The sequence below is a fragment of the Streptomyces sp. NRRL S-1813 genome, from assembly GCF_000719605.1.
Lineage (GTDB): Bacteria > Actinomycetota > Actinomycetes > Streptomycetales > Streptomycetaceae > Streptomyces > Streptomyces decoyicus.
In genome coordinates this window covers 66,600-83,354 of sequence record NZ_JOHB01000023.1, presented here as the reverse complement: position 1 = coordinate 83,354, position 16,755 = coordinate 66,600, and the positions used below count along the sequence as shown (strand labels likewise).

The following is a 16,755-nucleotide window of genomic DNA, read 5'->3' as shown; positions in this document are numbered from 1 at the left end:
TCCCGTACGGCTCCTCCCCGTTCGTTCCGTGCCGCCCGGGGCACGCCCGCCGGCCGCCCCGTCAGCGCGTGACCGACGAGGGGTCCGTCGGCTCCGGCGCCGGCAGCTGGCGGCGCCTGCGGTGCTTGAGCAGCGCCCAGGGCGCCCGGGAGGCGGTGACCTCCGTGCCGCTCTCGGCGGCGGCCTCGGCGGCCGCCTGCTCTACCGGCAGCAGCCCCTCGCCGCGGGCGGGCTCCGGCTGCTCCTTCTCCGGCCACAGGCCGAGCGAGGCGCACAGCGTCGGCAGGACGGCCATCGCGGCGGTGGCGTAGCCCTCGGCCGACGGGTGGTAGTTGTCCGGTCCGAACAGCTCCCGTGGATGCGCCTCGAACTCGGGGCCGAGCAGATCGCCGAGCGAGACCGTACGGCCGCCGCACTCGACCACCCCGATGGTCTGGGCGGCGGCGAGCTGCCGGGAGAGCCGCCGGGCCACCCAGCGCAGCGGCTGGTAGACCGGCTCGATGGTGCCCAGATCGGGGCAGGTGCCGACGACCACCTCGCAGCCTGCCGCGCGCAGTCTGCGCACCGCCTCGGAGAGATGGCGTACGGACTGGGCCGGGGGCATCCGGTGGGTGACATCGTTCGCGCCGATCATGATGACGCACACGTCCGGGGTCTGGCTGCCGTCCGCGAGTATCAGCTCCACCTGGCGCTCCAGGTCGTCCGACTGTGCGCCGGGCAGTGCCACATTGCGGAAGTCGACGGGCAGCTCGGAGAGCGCGGCCAGACCGGAGGCGAGCAGCGCGCCGGGGGTCTGGCGGGCGCGGTGGACGCCCTGGCCCGCCGCGGTGGAGTCGCCGAGAAAGCCGAGCCGCAGCGGCGGGTGGTCGGTGCGGTGGTCGAAGGCGGCGCCGTAGCGGCCGTCGGCGCACGGCGGAATGTCGCTGGAGCCGCCGACCGTGCGGCGTGCCAGCCGGACCTCGGTCAGCAGCACCCCGACCGTGGCCACCCCGAGCAGCCCGATCCCGCCGCCGCCGAAAGCGGCGGCGGTCGCGATCCGTCGCGCCACTCTGGCCCTGGACATCGTCATCGGCATGGGCCGGGCTCCTCCCCGCGCAGTGCAGGCGCGCCCTGGGCCCGCTGCGGGCCGGACGCGCTCGTGAATCGGCAAGAACTCCTACAACAGGGTGTTGCCCGTTCCTGCACGGAACGCAACTCATCCCTCCTCTAACGGACCCGGGCAATAGGCTGGCCGCACGGGCGCAGGAGAGCGTGCCGCCCCCTACCGCGGAGACCACCGTGCAGTTTTACGATTCGATGATTGAGCTAGTCGGCAACACCCCGCTCGTGCGGCTCAACAACGTCACTCGAGGAATCCAGGCCACCGTCCTGGCGAAGATCGAGTACTTCAACCCCGGCGGATCGGTCAAGGACCGGATCGCCGTGCGGATGATCGAGGCCGCCGAGCAGTCGGGTGAGCTCCAGCCAGGTGGCACCATCGTTGAGCCGACCTCCGGCAACACCGGCGTGGGCCTGGCGATCGTGGCCCAGAAAAAGGGTTACAAGTGCATCTTCGTCTGCCCGGACAAGGTGTCCACGGACAAGATCAATGTGCTGCGGGCCTACGGCGCCGAGGTGGTGGTCTGCCCGACCGCCGTGGATCCCGAGCACCCGGACTCGTACTACAACGTCTCGGACCGTCTGGTGCGCGAGACGCCCGGTGCGTGGAAGCCGGACCAGTACAGCAACCCGAACAATCCGCGCTCCCACTACGAGACGACCGGTCCCGAGCTGTGGGCGCAGACGGACGGGCGGATCACCCACTTCGTGGCGGGCGTCGGCACCGGCGGCACGATCAGCGGCACCGGCCGCTATCTGAAGGACGCCAGTGACGGCAAGGTCAAGGTGATCGGCGCCGACCCGGAGGGCTCCGTCTACAGCGGCGGCTCCGGGCGCCCGTATCTGATCGAGGGCGTCGGTGAGGACTTCTGGCCGACGGCCTACGACCGCACGGTCGCGGACGAGATCGTGGCGGTCTCGGACAAGGACGCCTTCCAGATGACCCGGCGGCTCGCCAAGGAGGAGGGCCTGCTGGTCGGCGGCTCCTGCGGAATGGCCGTGGTGGGTGCGCTGGAGGTCGCCTCCAAGCTCGGCCCGGACGACGTGGTCGTCGTGCTGCTGCCGGACAGCGGCCGTGGCTATCTGTCCAAGATCTTCAACGACGAGTGGATGGCCGACTACGGCTTCCTGGAGGAGGGCGGCCCCGCGGCCCGCGTCGGCGAGGTGCTTCAGCACAAGGAGGGCGCGCTGCCCTCGCTGGTGCACATGCACCCGGAGGAGACCGTCGGCGAGGCGATCGACGTCCTGCGCGAGTACGGCGTCTCGCAGATGCCGATCGTCAAGCCGGGCGCCGGGCACCCGGACGTGATGGCCGCGGAGGTCGTCGGTTCGGTCGTCGAGCGCGAACTGCTCGATGCGCTGTTCACCCAGCGGGCCTCGCTGACCGACCCGCTGGAGAAGCACATGTGCCCGCCGCTGCCGCAGGTCGGCTCGGGCGAGCCGGTCGCCGATCTGATGGCGGTCCTGGAGAACGCGGACGCGGCGGTCGTCCTCGTCGAGGGCAAGCCGAAGGGCGTGGTGAGCCGGCAGGACCTGCTGGCCTATCTGGCGCGCGAGGCCGGCAAGTAGCAGTGGGCCCCGGCGGCCGGGGCGGGGGTGCAGCCGCTGCCCCGCCCCGGCCGCCGCCCGTTTCCGCACCCTTCGGGGCGTCAAGTGGCCGTCAGGAAACGGCCCGTCGACGCAAGGTGTACGTATGCGTCATGTGCACGCAGCACGGGCTTAACACGCGGCGGGCACAGTGTTGTCACGGCGATAAGGACCTCCGGAGCGGCTCCCGGACCTCCACGATCGCCACCGGATGCGACGACCGGCTCTGCCCGGTACGCGTCCCTTGCGGGGACCGCCGTCGTCCCGCCCCTGGCTTCGGCCGGGGTGCGGCGGTCCCCGCACATCCGGCTCCCGCCGGAGCCTTCGGTCCTCTGCCGGTCCCCTGTCAGTTGCCTGAGTCCGCTGCGCCGTCGCGGCGGTCCGTACGCGGGCGCAGCAGCTTGTGCGGGCCCCTGGCCTGCACGGCGTTGACGCCGACGATCCCGGCCCAGCACATCAGCAGCCCCGGCTGACCCGCCTGGCTCACGGCGATCGCGGACAGCGGGACGGCCAGCACCAGCGAGAGAGCGGCGAGCCCGAACCGTTCCCAGACCTCCTTGCCGCCGCCCCTGGGGCGCGGCGGCCGGGTGCCGCGGGCCACCTGGAGCTGCTGCTCGGCGAGTTGCCGCCGTACCCGCTGGTCGACGCTCCGGTCCAGCTTCTCCAGGAAGGACTCCAGGAGCTCCGACTCGTACTCCGGACCCAGCTCTTTGCGCGTCTGGAGGGTCGCGTCGAGGTCCTTGCGCAGGTCGGGGTCGTGTGTCGCCATGCCGCCGAGCGTACGGCCGCCGGGCGGGCGGCGCGGTAGGGCTAGCCCCCCAATTCGGCGGTCGCCTGGTCCTCGTGGGGCGCTGCCGGCTCCGCCGTGCGCGTGGTGTCGCGGCGGGCGCTCACCCAGTACAGGACGGCCGGCACGGCGAGCCCGACGAGCCAGGAGATGTCGGCGCCGCCGAGCGGTGCCACCAGCGGGCCGGTGAAGAAGTGCGTGGCCAGGAACGGGAGCTGGGCGAGCACTCCGAGGACGTAGACCGTCAGTGCCCGCACGTTCCAGGCGCCGTAGCGGCCGGCGGGGTCGCTGAGCGCCGGGATGTCGTAGCGCTCCTTGGAGATCAGGTAGTAGTCGACGAGGTTGATCGCCGACCAGGGCGTGAAGAAGGTCAGCAGGAACAGCAGGAAGTCCTTGAAGGACGTCAGGAAGGAGTCCTTGCCCAGGAGCGCGACGGCGGTGCCGGCCAGCATGATTCCGGCGATGTACGCGGAGCGGCCGCGCGGGCTGAGGGTGCGCTGCCCCCGGAACCCGCTGACGCTGGTGACCAGCGACATGAACCCGCCATAGGTGTTGAGGATGTTGATGGTGAGCTTGCCGAGGGCGATCGCGAAGTAGAGGAACGAGGCGATCAGTCCGGCGCCGCCGAGGCCGACGATATAGCTGACCTCGTGCCCCACGAACGCGGCGGGCGCCGCGGCGGCCGCCAGCGCGCCGAACGTCATCGACCACTGCGAGCCGAGCACCGAACCGGAGAGCGTCCACCAGAACGTGGCGCGCGCCGAGGTGTGCCGCGGGAGGTAGCGCGAGTAGTCGGCGACGTACGGGCCGAACGCCAGCTGCCAGGAGGCCGAGAGCGAGACGGCGAGCAGGAAGACCGGCAGCCCGAAGCGGTGGTCGGCCAGGAGCGTGCCGAGGTCGGTGCGCTCCAGCAGCCGGATGCCGAGGTAGACAAAGGCCAGTGCGCAGACCAGACCGGCGATCTTGCCGAGGGTGTGGATCAGGCGGTAGCCGACGGCCGCGGCGACCGCGGTGACCGCGGCGAAGAGGACGATCCCGGGGGTCTCGCCGAGGTGCGTCAGCTCTCCGACCGCCTGCCCGGCCAGCACGCTGCCGCTGGCGAAGAACCCGATGTACATCACGATGACCAGCGCCAGCGGGACCACCGCGCCGCGCACCCCGAACTGCGCCCGCGAGGTGATCATCTGTGGCAGGCCGAGCCGCGGCCCCTGGGCGGAGTGCAGTGCCATCACCGCACCGCCCAGGAGGTTGCCGAGCAGCAGCCCGATGAGCGACCAGAAGGCGTTCGCCCCGAAGACGACGGCCAGTGCGCCGGTGATGACGGCGGTGATCTGGAGGTTGGCGCCCAGCCAGAGCGTGAACTGGCTGACCGCGCTGCCGTGCCGTTCGTCGTCGGGGACGACGTCGATGGAGCGCCGTTCGACCACACCTGCCATGAGTCCGCCTCGCGTCGCCGCCTGTATGGATTCATGCAGGATCGATGGCGATGAATGGAAGGTCAATAGGCAGGGGTGAAATTCGTGGTCGCGGGTGCCCGGCCGCGGACGGCCGCGCCCCGCTGAGGAAGGGGCCCGGGGCCCGTGGTCCCGGGCCGTACGGCCGTTCAGGCCGCGGTCGCCCCGTCCATCGGCCGCAGCTCATCCGCGTACGAGACCGAGACCCGCCGCATCAGCCCGTCCCCGGTGATGTCGTACTGGCCCAGCCGCCACAGCGGCGGTGAGTACGCGTGCACCGACACCGCGTCGTCACTCGCGCCGGTGAGCCGGTGGATGTGGTCCGGGCCGAAGGAGAAGGAGGAACCCGTGCCGACCGCGGTGGCCAGGTGCTCGCCGCCGATGCGGGGGTTGGACTCGGTCAGGACGCCCTGGACGACATGGACCGCCCCGGAGGAGATGTCGTGATCGTGCCAGCCGGTGTCGTTCTGCCGGGTCCAGCACAGCAGCCAGACATCGACGAACTCGTCGCGGTGCAGGGAGGCGTAGTGGCGCTCGGTGTCGGAGAACGCGACCTGTTCGCGCCAGAGGTCCGGGCGGGTGGCGAGCTCGTCGACCAGCGCCTGGAGCTCGCGCTTGTCGAGGTTGCGCTCGGGCAGTGCGGTGAACGGCTCCTCGCCGTCGGGGACCTCGCGGGCGGTGTCGGCCAGGGAGGTGCGGTACGTCATGGGCGGGCTCCTTTCGTCGGGCCCAGCAGGCGGGCCGGGTTGGCGGTACGCAGGGCGTGGACGGCGGCCTGCGCGCCGAGGTCGGGGATGACGGGGGCGGCATAGGGGCGGTCGCTGCCGCTGACGACGACATCGATGCCGGTGGCCCGGACGAGCGCGTCGACCGCACGGGTCCCGTAGGAGGACGTCTCGTAGAACGCCTTGCAGTCCACCCGGCCCCGGTCCCCGCCGCCGCCGCGGGCGACCAGCCGCTCGCCGTGCAGCGGCGCCAGTCCGGCCAGGGCTGCGAAGCAGACCCGCAGGTCCGGGTGGCGCGGCCGGCCGAAGGCGCGGAAGGCGAACCAGGAGGCGTGCAGCTGTTGGAGGTAGGGGACCAGGGCGGGCCACCAGGCGGGCGCGTCCCCGTCGGCGGACGGCGCCGGGCCGGGGTGGATGAACAGCGGTGCGTCCTGCTCGGCGGCGGCGTCCAGCAGCGGTGCGCAACGGGCCCACCCGGCGGCGTCGAGCAGCGCGGTGGCGGGGAGCTGGACCCCCACGCAGCCGCGGGCCAGCTCGCGCCGCAGCGCCTCGGCGTCCGGCTCGGGCGCGGACAGGCAGACCGAGGCCCAGACGCCGAAGGGGGCGGGCAGGTCCAGTGCGCCGTCGTGGAACGCGGCGAGCAGCGGTGCGGCCTGGGCGGGCGGCAGATATTCGATGCCGAGCGGGCTGGAGAGCGACACCAGGGCCAGATCGAGGCCGTCGGCGCGCGCGAGCCGGGCGCGGGCCGCGATGTCGTGGTCGGCGGGGTCGACGGCGTACGGGGGCTCGCCCGGCAGGTGCAGCGTCCAGCCGTCCAGCCGCGGCGGCGCACTGCGCGAGCGCAGCAGCGCGACGAACTCGGGCGGCCAGATGTGCTGGTGGACGTCGGTGGGCACGGGCCTCCCTCGGGGCGCGGGGCGGTCGCACGGACGGCACACGGACCGCGTGGTCCGGCGCCTTGAACCGCTTCACTTAACCGCTTAACTGATGCGTTTAAGTGAAGCGGTTAACAGCAGGCACTGTCAAGGCCGTGCCGGAGCTGCCGGGCCTTTGCCCCCACCGGGAGAGCCGCCTCGGGAGCTCCGCATCATGGCCGGATGCCGCCCGCTCCTTGGGTAGGCTTCCGGCATGGCCAGGCCCAATAAGCGCACCACCCTCCGCGAGGTGGCCGAGGCCACCGGCCTCTCCACCGCAGCCGTCTCCTACGCGTTGCGCGGCAAGCACGTCTCCAAGGAAACCGAGGAGCGGGTGCGCAAGGCCGCCGCCGACCTCGGCTACGAGGCCGACCCGATCGCCCGCGCCCTCGCCAGCGGCCGTACGAGCACGGTCGGGGTGCTCGCCGGTGATCTCCAGGACCTGTGGCAGCAGCAGCTGATGGCGGCGATAGGGCGCGAGCTGCTGGCCGGCGACCGCTATGCGCTGATCCTCGACGCGGGCGGCGACCCCGAACGCGAGCTGACCCTCGCCAAGCAACTGCGCGACCAGCGGGTGGACGGCCTCCTGGTCTCACCCGTCGACCCGTCCGCCGAGGGCTGGTCGAAGATCGCCGATGCCGTGCCGGTGGTCTCCATCGGCGACGCCCTGAGCCGGGCCCGTACGGCGGGCGAGGTGCTCTTCGACAACCGGGCCGGCATCGACGCCGTCCTGGACTACCTCCGCGGGCTGGGCCACCGCCGGGTCACCGTGCTGACCCCCACCGGCCCCTCCACCCCCGACCGCCCCGCCGACGTCTATGTCCGCGAGGCCGCCGACCGCCTCGGCGTCGAGGCCGAAGTCCTGCCCTGTCCACAGGAGTTGGACGCGGCGACCGCGATGGCCCGCCGGGTCCTGGCCAACAGCCCGGACGGCCGCCGTCCGGCCGGGCTCGCCCCGCCCACCGCCGTCTTCTGCTTCTCCGACTCCATCGCCTACGGCGTCTACGCGGCAGCCGCCGAGGCCTCCCTCACCGTCGGCCGTGACCTCTCCGTCGTCGGCTTCGACGACCACCCCGTCTCCCGGGTCCTCACCCCGCCCCTGACCTCCGTCGACTGGGGCCTGGCGGCCATCGCCAAGGAAGCCGCCCGCCTCGCGGTCGCCGCCATCGAGGGCCGCCGGGTCCGCCGCAAACGCATCCTGTGCGCCCCGCGCCTCTCGGAGCGCGGGTCGGCGGTGGCGCCGCGGGAGTGACGCGGCGGGAACGGTGCCGCGGGAGTGATGTGGTGGGATCGGCGCGGCGGGAGTGGCGTCGTGGGAACGCATTGCGGGAGTGACGTCGTCGGCCCGATGGCCGGTGGGCGCCGCGCCGGTGGCGGGCCGTCAGTTCACCGTCGCCGGCAAGAAGCTGACGCTGGTCGGTCCCGGCCATCGGACGGTGGGCCGCCTGGGCACCGCAATCAAACTCAAGAACGGCAAAACGGCGCACGTCAGCTACCGCGCCAAGGGCGCCACGGTCACCGTGCGGGCGACCCGCAGTTTCCGGCAGCTCGGTGTCTCCGCGCGGGGCATGGCGGCCGAGAGCTACTCGAAGTGCGCCAACGACAAGATCCGGGACTATGTGGTGTCCGGCGGGATAGGCGGATGCATCGCCGGCGCCGAGACCGGGTGTGCCCCGGGCGCCACGGCCGGGGCTTTCGGAGGCCTGGTCTCCGGTGCGGTGCTCTCGCTCTCCGATTGCTGACGGTGGCCGGGTGATGCGGGACGGGCCGGGGCGGCGGAGCCCCGGCCCGTCCGTGTGCCGTGCGCCGGCCCCCGGCCCCCGCTGCAAAGCCCCGCGCCGAGGAGCAGACTGGGTGCCGGATGCTCCGGTAGCGTCGGGCGCGTGTGACGGTGGTCGGCCGACGGGTGGATGGGCGGGTCCTCAATGAAACGGTCCTCGACGAAACAGGCCTCGACGAAACAGCCCTCGACGAAACAGGCCTTGACGGGCGAAACCGTGGCGGTGGGCGAGATCACCGCGGCGGACGGTGCCGGGCGGGGCGCGCCGCAGGGGGAACCGGCGGACCGGCTGGAGGCCCACCGTACCGAGCTGACCGGCTACTGCTACCGCATGCTGGGCTCGGCCTTCGAGGCCGAGGACGCCGTGCAGGAGACGATGGTGCGGGCCTGGCGGAGCTACGACCGGTTCGAGGGGCGGGCGTCCCTGCGGTCCTGGCTGTACCGGATCGCCACGAACGTCTGCCTGGACCTGCTCAAGGGCAGTCGGCGCCGGGCCCGGCCGATGGATCTCGCCTCCCCGTCGAGCGTGGACACGCCGGTCGGCAGGGGACTGCCCGAGGCGACCTGGATCGGGCCCGTACCGGACGAGCGGGTGCTGGCGTCCGCAGGGGACCCGGCGGAGACCGCCGTCGCCCGGGAGTCGATCCGGCTCGCGTTCATCGCCGCGCTCCAGCGGCTGGCGCCCCGGCAGCGGGCGGTGCTGATCCTGCGGGAGGTGCTCAGCTGGTCGGCGAGCGAGGTCGCCGAGCTGCTGGGCAGCTCGGTCGCCTCGGTCAACAGCGCGCTCCAGCGGGCCCGCGCCACCCTCGCCGCGTCCGATGACACCGCCGACGAACCGCCGCGGCCCCTGGACGACGCACAGCAGGCGCTGCTCCAGCGCTATGTCGACGCCTTCGAACGGTTCGACATGGACGCGCTCACGGCGCTGTTGCACGAGGACTCCACGCTGTCCATGCCGCCGTACGAGCTGTGGCTGCGCGGCCGCGACGACATCCTGAAGTGGCTGCTGGGGCCGGGCGGTGGCTGCGAGGGGTCGCATCTGGTGCCGGTCACGGCGAACGGCCGGCCGGCGTTCGGGCAGTACCGCGCCGACGGTGAGCCCTGGGCGATCCAGGTCATCGAGACGGCGGACGGCCGGATCACCGCGCTCCAGTCGTTCCTGGACACCGAGCGGCTGTTCCCGCTGTTCGGACTGCCGCTCCGCTACGGCGGCCAGGTCACGGAGGGCGCGGTTCCGGAGGACGCGGTTACGGAGGGGGCGGTCACGGAGCGGGCGGGGGCGCCCTCGGGGGAGGGACAGCCGGAAGGATCTCGGCCAGCCCCGTCACCGTGAGCAGCAGGCCCAGCCCCTCCGGTACGTGACACATGCCGTGCCCCAGCCGCCGGGCGGGGAAACTCATCGCGCGGCGGCGGCCCGGCCGTCCGACGGCGAGGCCGGTGATCCGGCCGACCGCCCCGCCACAGCCGGGCTCCCGCCCCCTCTCAGCCCAGCTTGTGCTTCTTCAGCCAGGCGTCGGCCACCCGGTCCGGGTCCTGCTTCTCCTTGTCGACGAGGCGGTTGAGCTCGGTGAGGTGGGAGGTGGTGAGGGTGTTGCCCAGACGGGCGAGGGCCTTGCGGACCTTGGAGTCGGCCTTGCGGGCGGCGATCAGCGGGACGATGTGCTGGGCGGGGATGAGGTGCTTGGGGTCCTCCAGCAGGATCCAGCCGTTCTCCGCGGTGTCGACGTCGGTGGTGAAGACATTGGCGATATCGATGTCGCCCTTCTTCAGTGCGCCCTTGACCAGCGGCCCGGACGAGTCCAGCGCCTTGAACTCCTTGAATTCCACGCCGTACTGGTCCTTGAGGCCGACGACCCCGACGACCCGCTTCTTCATCTCCGCGGCCGCGCCGAACACCAGCTTTCCGTTGGCCTTGCGCAGATCGGAGAGCGTCCTGAGGCCGTAGCGATCGGCGGTCGCGCGGGTCAGGGCGAAGCTGTCGCGGTCCTCGGCGGCCGCGTACGGGAGGACTTCGAGGCCGTCGGGGAGAACCGTGGCCAGCGCGTTCTGCATCGCGCCCGCCTCGGTCTCGGTGGCCTTCTTGTCGAGGTAGAGCAGCAGGCTGCCCTGGTATTCGGGGAGCAGATCGATATCGCCGGAGCGCAGTGCGGGGACCACGATCTCGCGGGAGCCGAGGTTGGGCTTGACGGTGGTCTTGACCCCGGCGGCGTTCAGCACGCCCGCGTAGAGGTAGCCGAGGATCTGGTTCTCGGTGAAGTTGGCGGTGCCGATGACCAGTCCGCCGCTGCTGCTGCTGCTGCCGCTGTCGCCGCCGGCGCCGTCCCCCTTGAGCGAGGTGATGCCGGAGGAGCAGGCGGCCAGCAGCGGGGCCGAGGCGCCGGCGAGGAGAGTGGTCAAGACGGTACGACGGTTCATGGGCGGGACTCCTCGGGACGTACGGAGAGGGCGGGGGCGGCAGGTGCTCAGCGGGCGGCGGCCGGGCGGCCGCGGAACAGCAGCCGGGTGAGGCCGCCCAGGGCCAGGTCGGCGGCGACGGCGAGCACGGCGACCAGGGCCGCACCGCCGAGGACCTGCACCAGGTCGCGCTGCGCCAGCCCGTCGAAGACATAGCGGCCCAGCCCGCCGAAGCTGACATAGGCGGCGATGGTGGCGGTGGCGACGACCTGCACGGTCGCCAGCCGTACGCCGGTCATGATCAGCGGGAGCGCGAGCGGCAGTTCGACCTGCCAGAGGACCTGCCGGCCGCGCAGTCCCACGCCCTTGGCGGCGTCCTTGACCTCGGGGTCGACGGCGGCCATCCCCGCGTACGTATTGGTGATGATCACGGGCACGGCGAGCGCGACCAGCGACACATACACCGGCCACACGCTCAGCCCGCCCGCGAGGAACACCAGGGTGACCAGGCCGACGGTGGGCAGCGCCCGGCCGAAGGAGGAGAGGTTGACGGCGAGGAAGGCGCCGCGGCCGGTGTGCCCGATGAGCAGGCCGATGGGCAGCGCGATCACGGCCGCGGCGAGGGTGGCGAGCACCGAGTACTCCAGGTGCTCCAGGACGCGGGCGGCGATGCCCTCGGGGCCGGACCACTGGGCCGGGCTGGTCAGCCAGGAGAGGAGGTTCTTCAGGAGTTCGAGCATCGGCGCGTCACGCTGCCTTCCGCCACAGAGAGGTGCGCTGCCGGGGGGTGCCGCGCCGCCAGGGGGTGCACAGCCACTGGACGGTCACCAGCAGCGCGTCGGCGACCAGGGCGAGCAGCAGGGTCAGGGCCACACCGGCGATGACCGGGGTGGGGAAGTTGCGCTGGAAGCCGTCGGTGAAGAGCTGGCCGAGGCCGCCGTATCCGATGTAACTCGCCACGCTGACCAGGGAGATGGACATGACGGTGGCGACCCGTATGCCTGCCATGATCACCGGGAGGGCGAGCGGCAGCTCGACGGTGAGCAGGGTGCGCAGCGGCTTGGTCCCCATCGCCTTCGACGCCTCGCGGGCCTTGACCGGGACCGCGTCCAGGCCCTCGACGGTGTTCCGTACCAGCACGACCAGCGTGTACGCGGTCAGACCGACGATCGCGGTGGTGCGGGTGAGGCCGGTGACCGGCAGGAGGAGGACGAAGAAGGCGAGGGAGGGGATGGTGTAGAGGATGTTGGACGCGCCGAGGATGAAGCCGCGCAGCGGCCGTACCCGGTGGGCGAGGACCGCCAGCGGCAGCGCGATCAGCAGCCCGAGGAGGACGGCGGGCACGGCGGTGGCGAGGTGGTCCGCGGTCAGCCGGGCCATCTGATCGGCGTGGTCGGGGAACCAGCCCCATTCGACGGTCATGCGGGGCGCTCCGTCGCGGAGGCGGTCTTGCGGGGCGCGGGGGCGTCCCCGTTTGCGTCCCCGTCGGCGTCCCAGTCGGCGTCCTCGGAAGCGGGCGTCCCGGGGGCGGTGTGCCCGGACGCCGCCGCCCGGCCCGCCTCCGCGTGACTGCGGCCCGCCCGGTCGTGGATGGCGTCACGGGAGGTGAGGCCCGCCAGCAGCCCGTCCGCGGTGACCCGGGCGACCGCGGCGGCGGGGGAGGAGACCGCCTCGTTCAGCGCCGAGAGCAGCGAATCGGTGTCGCGCAGCGGCCGTACGGCCTCCAGGGGAGCCTCGCCGGCCGTCCCGCCGGCGGGCAGCGCGTCGGTGTCCAGCCACCCCAGCGGTTCCCCGCGCGGGGAGGTCACCAGGCGCCAGCGGCCGCCGTTGCGGGATATCTTGCCGACCGGTTCGTCCGCGCGTATCGCCTGGCCGGGCGCGTACGGAACGTCCGCGAGGGTGGTGAGCGAGAGCAGCTTGAGCCCGCGCTCGGCGCCCAGGAAGTCGGCGACGAAGTCATCGGCGGGGCGGGCCAGCAGCTCGGCGGGCTCGGCGCACTGGACGAGGCGGCCGCCGGTGCGGAAGACCGCGATCCGGTCGCCCAGCCGGACCGCCTCGTCGATGTCGTGGGTCACGAAGACGACGGTCTTGCGCAGCTCCTCCTGGAGCCGCAGCAGCTCGTTCTGGAGCTGGGCGCGGACGACCGGGTCGACCGCGCCGAAGGGCTCGTCCATCAGCAGGACGGGCGGGTCGGCGGCGAGTGCGCGGGCGACGCCGACGCGCTGCTGCTGGCCGCCGGAGAGCTGGTGCGGATAGCGCTTGCCCGAGTCGGCGGGCAGGCCGACCAGCTCCAGCAGCTCGGCGGCGCGGGCGCGGGCCTTGCGCCTGCCCCAGCCCAGGAGCAGCGGGACCGTCGCGATGTTGTCCAGGATCGTACGGTGAGGGAAGAGACCGGACTGCTGGATCACATAACCGATACCGCGGCGCAGCTCCGCGGCGTCCGCCTCCAGGATGTCGCGGCCGCCGACGCTGATCGTGCCGGACGTCGGCTCGACCATGCGGTTGACCATCCGCAGGGTGGTGGTCTTGCCGCAGCCCGACGAGCCGACGAGGACGGTGACACCGCCCTCAGGGAGGTCAAGGGACAGCTCGTCCACGGCGGTGGTGCCATTCGGGTATCGCTTGCTGACTGCGTCGAACTTGATCATCCGCTGCCCCTTGCCCGGCCTGCATAGTGTCATGCAGAGTCTTAGGCACGTGAATAGAAGTCAATAGGCAGAAGTAAATCGTCCGTTACATCGCCTGTTACTTCGGCTCACCGTACGGAACGAGGTGTCGGACTTCCGTCCACAAAGCGCGTTATAAGAGGGAGTTGAGCCCCTTGGTTTCTCACATGCTGGACAACGGTCCCCGCACCGGCCGGCGCATCACACTCGACGGCACCGGTCTGCACACCGACGGCATCGCCGCCCTCGCGGAGCGCACCGCCCACCCCACGGCCCCCGACCCCAAGGCCTTCGCCCGCGCCGAGGAATCCTGGGAGACCGCTCGCCGCCTCGCCGCCACCGGCCGGGTCTACGGGCGCAGCACCGGCGTCGGCGCCAACCGTACGGAGGACGTCGGGGCCGCCGACGCCGACCACGGACTGCGGCTGCTGCGCAGCCACGCCGGCGCGATCGGCGACCCGCTGCCCGCCCGCGAGGTCCGCGCCATGCTCGCCGTACGCGCCAATCAGCTGCTGGCGGGCGGTGCCGGCCTCAACCCCGCCGTCATCACCTCCCTCCTCGACGCGCTGGACGCCGGCGCCCACCCCGTCGTCAACGAACACGGCGCCGTCGGCACCGGCGACCTGGCCGCCCTCGCCCAGACCGGCCTCGCGCTGGCCGGCGAGCACCCCTGGCACTGTGCGGCAGGCGGCTGGGCCCCCGCCCCCCTCGCCCTCGACAACAACGACGCCCTCGCCCTGATCAGCAGCAACGCCCTCACCCTCGGCCAGTCCGCGCTCGCCCTCGACGAACTGCGCCGGCTCCTGGCCGCCTCCCTCCCCATCGCCGCGCTCTCCCTCCTCGCGGTCGGCGGTTCCTACGAGCCCTTCGCCGAGCCGGTGATGCTCGCCCGCCCGCACCCCGGCTCCGCGGCCGCCGCCACCCGGCTGCGCACCCTCTCCGGCGTCCCGCCCCGACCGTCCCCGCCCCTCGGCCGTATCCAGGACCCGTACGGCTTCCGCTGCATCCCGCAGATCCACGGCCCGGCACTGGACGCCGCCGACACCCTGGACGAGGTGCTGACGGTCGAGGTGAACGCCGCCGCCGAGAACCCCCTGATCAGCATCGAGGACCAGGCCGCCTACCACCACGGCAACTTCTACGCCGCGCATGCCGTGCTCGCCCTGGACGCCTTCCGGCTGGCCGTGCTCCAGACCGCCCGGCTGTCCACCGCCCGGCTCGCCGCGCTCTCCGAGCCCGACTTCACCCGGCTGCGGCCCTTCCTCGGCGACGCGGCGCCCGCCAGCTCCGGCGTCATGATCCTCGAATACGCGGCCGGTGCGGCGCTCGGCGAGATGCGCGCGGTCTCCCACCCGGCCTCGCTCGGCCACGCCGTGCTCTCCCGCGGGGTCGAGGAACAGGCCAGCTTCGCCTCCCTCGGCGCCCGCCAGACCCTGCGGTCCTGCACCTACTACCGCCAGATCCTCGCCTGCGAACTGGTCGCCGCCGTACGGGCGTTGCGGATGCGCTCCCTGGAGCCCGACCCCGGCCTCCCCCTCGCCACCGCCTACGCCCTCGCCGCCGACGCCCTCGACCCGCGGATGGAGGACCGCCCGCTGACCAACGACGTGGCGGTGGCATCGGGCCTGCTGGACGGGCTGGCGGAGCTGTGAGGGGCGGGCCGTTCGGGTACGGCGGCCGGGTGGCGGGGGGATGCTGTGCGGCTCCGGCTCCGGCTCCGGCTGCGGCTGCGGCTGCGGCTGCGGCTCCGGGCGGCGCGGCGTTCCCGCGTGGTCGCGGGGGGACGGGGGCCGGGGGCCGGGGGTGATCGCGTACGGCCGGAACGTGGCGCGTATCCCGGGCCGGACCGGGCCAGGAATTCCGTACAGTCGGTCGACACAGGACAAGGCCCCCGACCGGGCCGGGAAGAAGAGGCGATGAGCGGGGACGGGGACAACGGCAACGGCGTCGGCGGCACGGCGGGCGACGAGCCGAGGGACATCGGTGGCGGGCGCGGCGAGGACGGCGGGTACGAGGACGGCGCGCACGACGGTGATGGCGGGCACGACGGCGGCATGACGGACGGCGTCCCGACGGGCGATGGTGCCCCGGCGGGGGACGATGTCCGGGGTCGGGTCGGCGGGGCCCGGGGCGTGCCGGCCGGCCCGGAGGTTGCTGCCGCCGCCCGTCGGGACACCGTCGCGGAGACCGGCACCGCCGCCGGGGAGAGCGGCACCGCCGCCCGCCTCCAGAAGCTCTTCGAGGGCCACCGGCTGACACCCACCCAGCGCCGGATCGCCCACTGCATGGTGCGCCGGGCCGCAGATGCCCCCTTCCTCTCCAGCGTCGAACTCGCCGAACTGGCCGGCGTCAGCCAGCCGTCCGTCACCCGCTTCGCCGTCGCCCTCGGCTTCGACGGCTACCCGGCGCTGCGCCGCCATCTGCGCGAGGTCGCCCCCACCGACAAGCCCGGCGACACCGGCTCCTACAACGAGTACCAGCAGGCCGTCCAAGCGGAGATCGACAACCTCCGCCAGCTCGCCGCCGCCCTCGCCGACCCGTCGCCGGTGAGCGAGGCGGGCCGCCTCCTCGCCGCCTCCCGGCCGCTCCCCGTCCTCGGCCTGCGCGCCGCCACCGCCCAGGCCGCCGGCTTCAGCTACTTCGCCCGCAAGGTCCACCCCGACGTCCGCCTCCTGGACGAGGGCGGCACCATGCTCGCCGACCGCATCGACGCCGCCGTCCGGGCCGGCGCGAGCGCCCTGCTCTGCTTCGCCCTGCCCCGTCACCCCCGTGAGGTCGTCGACGCCCTCGACTACGCCCGGACGGCCGGGCTGACCGTCGTCACCGTCGCCGACAGCGCCTTCGCCCCCGTCGCCCACCACACCGACCTGCTCCTCCCGGCCCCCGTCGGCACCGGCCTCGCCTTCGACACGGCCTGCGCCCCCATGCTCCTGGGCCGCGTCCTGCTGGAAGCGATGTGCGACGCCCTCCCGGACGCCCAGGCCCGCCTGGAGGAGTTCGACGCGGGCGCGGCGGCGCGGGGGTTGTTCGTGGAGTGAGCCGCGGGGAGCGACACGGCGGGGGAGCAGAGCGGTGGGCCGGGGGTGCCGTGGCGGGGGAGGTGCCGTGGCGCGAGCGGAGGGGCTGGAGGTGATCCGTCCGTCCGGGGGCGCTGCACGTTCCGGTGTGTCCGCTGCACCGGGACGGGCGGAAGGTGATCCGTCCGGTTGGCCGCCGCACCTCCCGGCGGGTCCGTCGCTCCCCGGCACGGCCGGAAGCGGCCCGTCAGGGCGCCCGCCGCACATCCCCAGCACGTCCGCTGCTCCCCTGGGACGGCCCGGAGGCTGTCCGTCCGTCCGGATGGCCGCGCA

General features: G+C 73.1%; 15 protein-coding genes. 6 read left to right on the top strand and 9 right to left on the bottom strand.

Annotation, left to right across the window (positions count from 1 at the left end; translation table 11 throughout):
- Nucleotides 1-61: 61 nt before the first annotated feature.
- The gene (locus tag IF67_RS0127215; protein ID WP_030989994.1) at nucleotides 62-1,075 is read right to left on the bottom strand and encodes an SGNH/GDSL hydrolase family protein; all 1,014 of its coding nucleotides are present in this window, start codon (nucleotides 1,073-1,075) and stop codon (nucleotides 62-64) included.
- Nucleotides 1,076-1,278: 203 nt separating this feature from the next.
- Between IF67_RS0127215 and IF67_RS0127210 the strand changes: the two genes are divergently transcribed.
- Entirely contained in the window at nucleotides 1,279-2,667 is a 1,389-nt protein-coding gene (locus IF67_RS0127210) for a cystathionine beta-synthase (protein WP_030989992.1), read from the top strand.
- Between the two features lie 364 nt (nucleotides 2,668-3,031).
- On the opposite strand, the gene IF67_RS0127205 is transcribed toward IF67_RS0127210, so the two are convergent.
- The 4 genes from IF67_RS0127205 to IF67_RS0127190 form a co-directional block, all read right to left on the bottom strand.
- A complete protein-coding gene (locus IF67_RS0127205) occupies nucleotides 3,032-3,454 on the bottom strand; it encodes a hypothetical protein (RefSeq protein ID WP_037839913.1) in 423 nt (140 codons plus the stop codon).
- A 41-nt stretch (nucleotides 3,455-3,495) separates the two neighbouring features.
- Nucleotides 3,496-4,908: a purine-cytosine permease family protein gene (locus IF67_RS0127200; RefSeq protein WP_030989988.1), complete on the bottom strand. Its 1,413-nt coding sequence runs from the start codon at nucleotides 4,906-4,908 to the stop codon at nucleotides 3,496-3,498.
- A gap of 167 nt (nucleotides 4,909-5,075) precedes the next feature.
- Nucleotides 5,076-5,633: a cysteine dioxygenase gene (locus IF67_RS0127195; RefSeq protein ID WP_030989986.1), complete on the bottom strand. Its 558-nt coding sequence runs from the start codon at nucleotides 5,631-5,633 to the stop codon at nucleotides 5,076-5,078.
- Nucleotides 5,630-6,547, bottom strand: a complete 918-nt coding sequence (locus IF67_RS0127190) for an amidohydrolase family protein (RefSeq protein WP_030989984.1) — start codon at nucleotides 6,545-6,547, stop codon at nucleotides 5,630-5,632. Before IF67_RS0127190 ends, IF67_RS0127195 begins: the two co-directional genes overlap by 4 nt.
- Before the next feature lie 232 nt (nucleotides 6,548-6,779).
- Between IF67_RS0127190 and IF67_RS0127185 the strand changes: the two genes are divergently transcribed.
- The 3 genes from IF67_RS0127185 to IF67_RS0127175 all read left to right on the top strand — a co-directional run bounded on the left by IF67_RS0127185 (nucleotide 6,780) and on the right by IF67_RS0127175 (nucleotide 9,678).
- Nucleotides 6,780-7,817, top strand: a complete 1,038-nt coding sequence (locus IF67_RS0127185) for a LacI family DNA-binding transcriptional regulator (RefSeq protein WP_030989982.1) — start codon at nucleotides 6,780-6,782, stop codon at nucleotides 7,815-7,817.
- A gap of 79 nt (nucleotides 7,818-7,896) precedes the next feature.
- Entirely contained in the window at nucleotides 7,897-8,307 is a 411-nt protein-coding gene (locus IF67_RS0127180; RefSeq protein ID WP_158713174.1) for a hypothetical protein, read from the top strand.
- 261 nt (nucleotides 8,308-8,568) lie between these two features.
- A complete protein-coding gene (locus IF67_RS0127175; protein WP_420708721.1) occupies nucleotides 8,569-9,678 on the top strand; it encodes a sigma-70 family RNA polymerase sigma factor in 1,110 nt (369 codons plus the stop codon).
- A 149-nt stretch (nucleotides 9,679-9,827) separates the two neighbouring features.
- On the opposite strand, the gene IF67_RS0127170 is transcribed toward IF67_RS0127175, so the two are convergent.
- From IF67_RS0127170 to IF67_RS0127155, 4 genes are read right to left on the bottom strand one after another with little or no spacing between them, the layout of a single operon-like run.
- Entirely contained in the window at nucleotides 9,828-10,760 is a 933-nt protein-coding gene (locus tag IF67_RS0127170; protein WP_030989976.1) for an ABC transporter substrate-binding protein, read from the bottom strand.
- Nucleotides 10,761-10,807: 47 nt separating this feature from the next.
- Nucleotides 10,808-11,479: an ABC transporter permease gene (locus tag IF67_RS0127165; protein ID WP_030989975.1), complete on the bottom strand. Its 672-nt coding sequence runs from the start codon at nucleotides 11,477-11,479 to the stop codon at nucleotides 10,808-10,810.
- 7 nt (nucleotides 11,480-11,486) lie between these two features.
- Nucleotides 11,487-12,161, bottom strand: a complete 675-nt coding sequence (locus IF67_RS0127160) for an ABC transporter permease (RefSeq protein ID WP_030088429.1) — start codon at nucleotides 12,159-12,161, stop codon at nucleotides 11,487-11,489.
- A complete protein-coding gene (locus IF67_RS0127155; RefSeq protein WP_037839910.1) occupies nucleotides 12,158-13,387 on the bottom strand; it encodes an ABC transporter ATP-binding protein in 1,230 nt (409 codons plus the stop codon). The genes IF67_RS0127160 and IF67_RS0127155 overlap by 4 nt, the downstream gene beginning before the upstream one ends.
- A gap of 185 nt (nucleotides 13,388-13,572) precedes the next feature.
- Here IF67_RS0127155 and IF67_RS0127150 point away from each other — a divergent pair, with 185 nt between their 5' ends.
- Both IF67_RS0127150 and IF67_RS0127140 read left to right on the top strand, forming a co-directional pair.
- The gene (locus IF67_RS0127150; RefSeq protein ID WP_030989971.1) at nucleotides 13,573-15,057 is read left to right on the top strand and encodes an aromatic amino acid ammonia-lyase; all 1,485 of its coding nucleotides are present in this window, start codon (nucleotides 13,573-13,575) and stop codon (nucleotides 15,055-15,057) included.
- 402 nt (nucleotides 15,058-15,459) lie between these two features.
- A complete protein-coding gene (locus tag IF67_RS0127140) occupies nucleotides 15,460-16,443 on the top strand; it encodes a MurR/RpiR family transcriptional regulator (protein WP_234341369.1) in 984 nt (327 codons plus the stop codon).
- The last annotated feature ends 312 nt before the right edge of the window (nucleotides 16,444-16,755 follow it).

Bases quoted from the DNA above. Each gene is read 5' to 3' on its own strand.
- IF67_RS0127215 (WP_030989994.1), bottom strand. From the start codon at position 1,075: ATGCCGATGACGATGTCCAGGGCCAGAGTGGCGCGACGGATCGCGACC.
- IF67_RS0127205 (WP_037839913.1), bottom strand. From the start codon at position 3,454: ATGGCGACACACGACCCCGACCTGCGCAAGGACCTCGACGCGACCCTC.
- IF67_RS0127200 (WP_030989988.1), bottom strand. From the start codon at position 4,908: ATGGCAGGTGTGGTCGAACGGCGCTCCATCGACGTCGTCCCCGACGAC.
- IF67_RS0127195 (WP_030989986.1), bottom strand. From the start codon at position 5,633: ATGACGTACCGCACCTCCCTGGCCGACACCGCCCGCGAGGTCCCCGAC.
- IF67_RS0127185 (WP_030989982.1), top strand. From the start codon at position 6,780: ATGGCCAGGCCCAATAAGCGCACCACCCTCCGCGAGGTGGCCGAGGCC.
- IF67_RS0127170 (WP_030989976.1), bottom strand. From the start codon at position 10,760: ATGAACCGTCGTACCGTCTTGACCACTCTCCTCGCCGGCGCCTCGGCC.
- IF67_RS0127165 (WP_030989975.1), bottom strand. From the start codon at position 11,479: ATGCTCGAACTCCTGAAGAACCTCCTCTCCTGGCTGACCAGCCCGGCC.
- IF67_RS0127160 (WP_030088429.1), bottom strand. From the start codon at position 12,161: ATGACCGTCGAATGGGGCTGGTTCCCCGACCACGCCGATCAGATGGCC.
- IF67_RS0127155 (WP_037839910.1), bottom strand. From the start codon at position 13,387: ATGATCAAGTTCGACGCAGTCAGCAAGCGATACCCGAATGGCACCACC.
- IF67_RS0127150 (WP_030989971.1), top strand. From the start codon at position 13,573: ATGCTGGACAACGGTCCCCGCACCGGCCGGCGCATCACACTCGACGGC.
- IF67_RS0127140 (WP_234341369.1), top strand. From the start codon at position 15,460: ATGACGGACGGCGTCCCGACGGGCGATGGTGCCCCGGCGGGGGACGAT.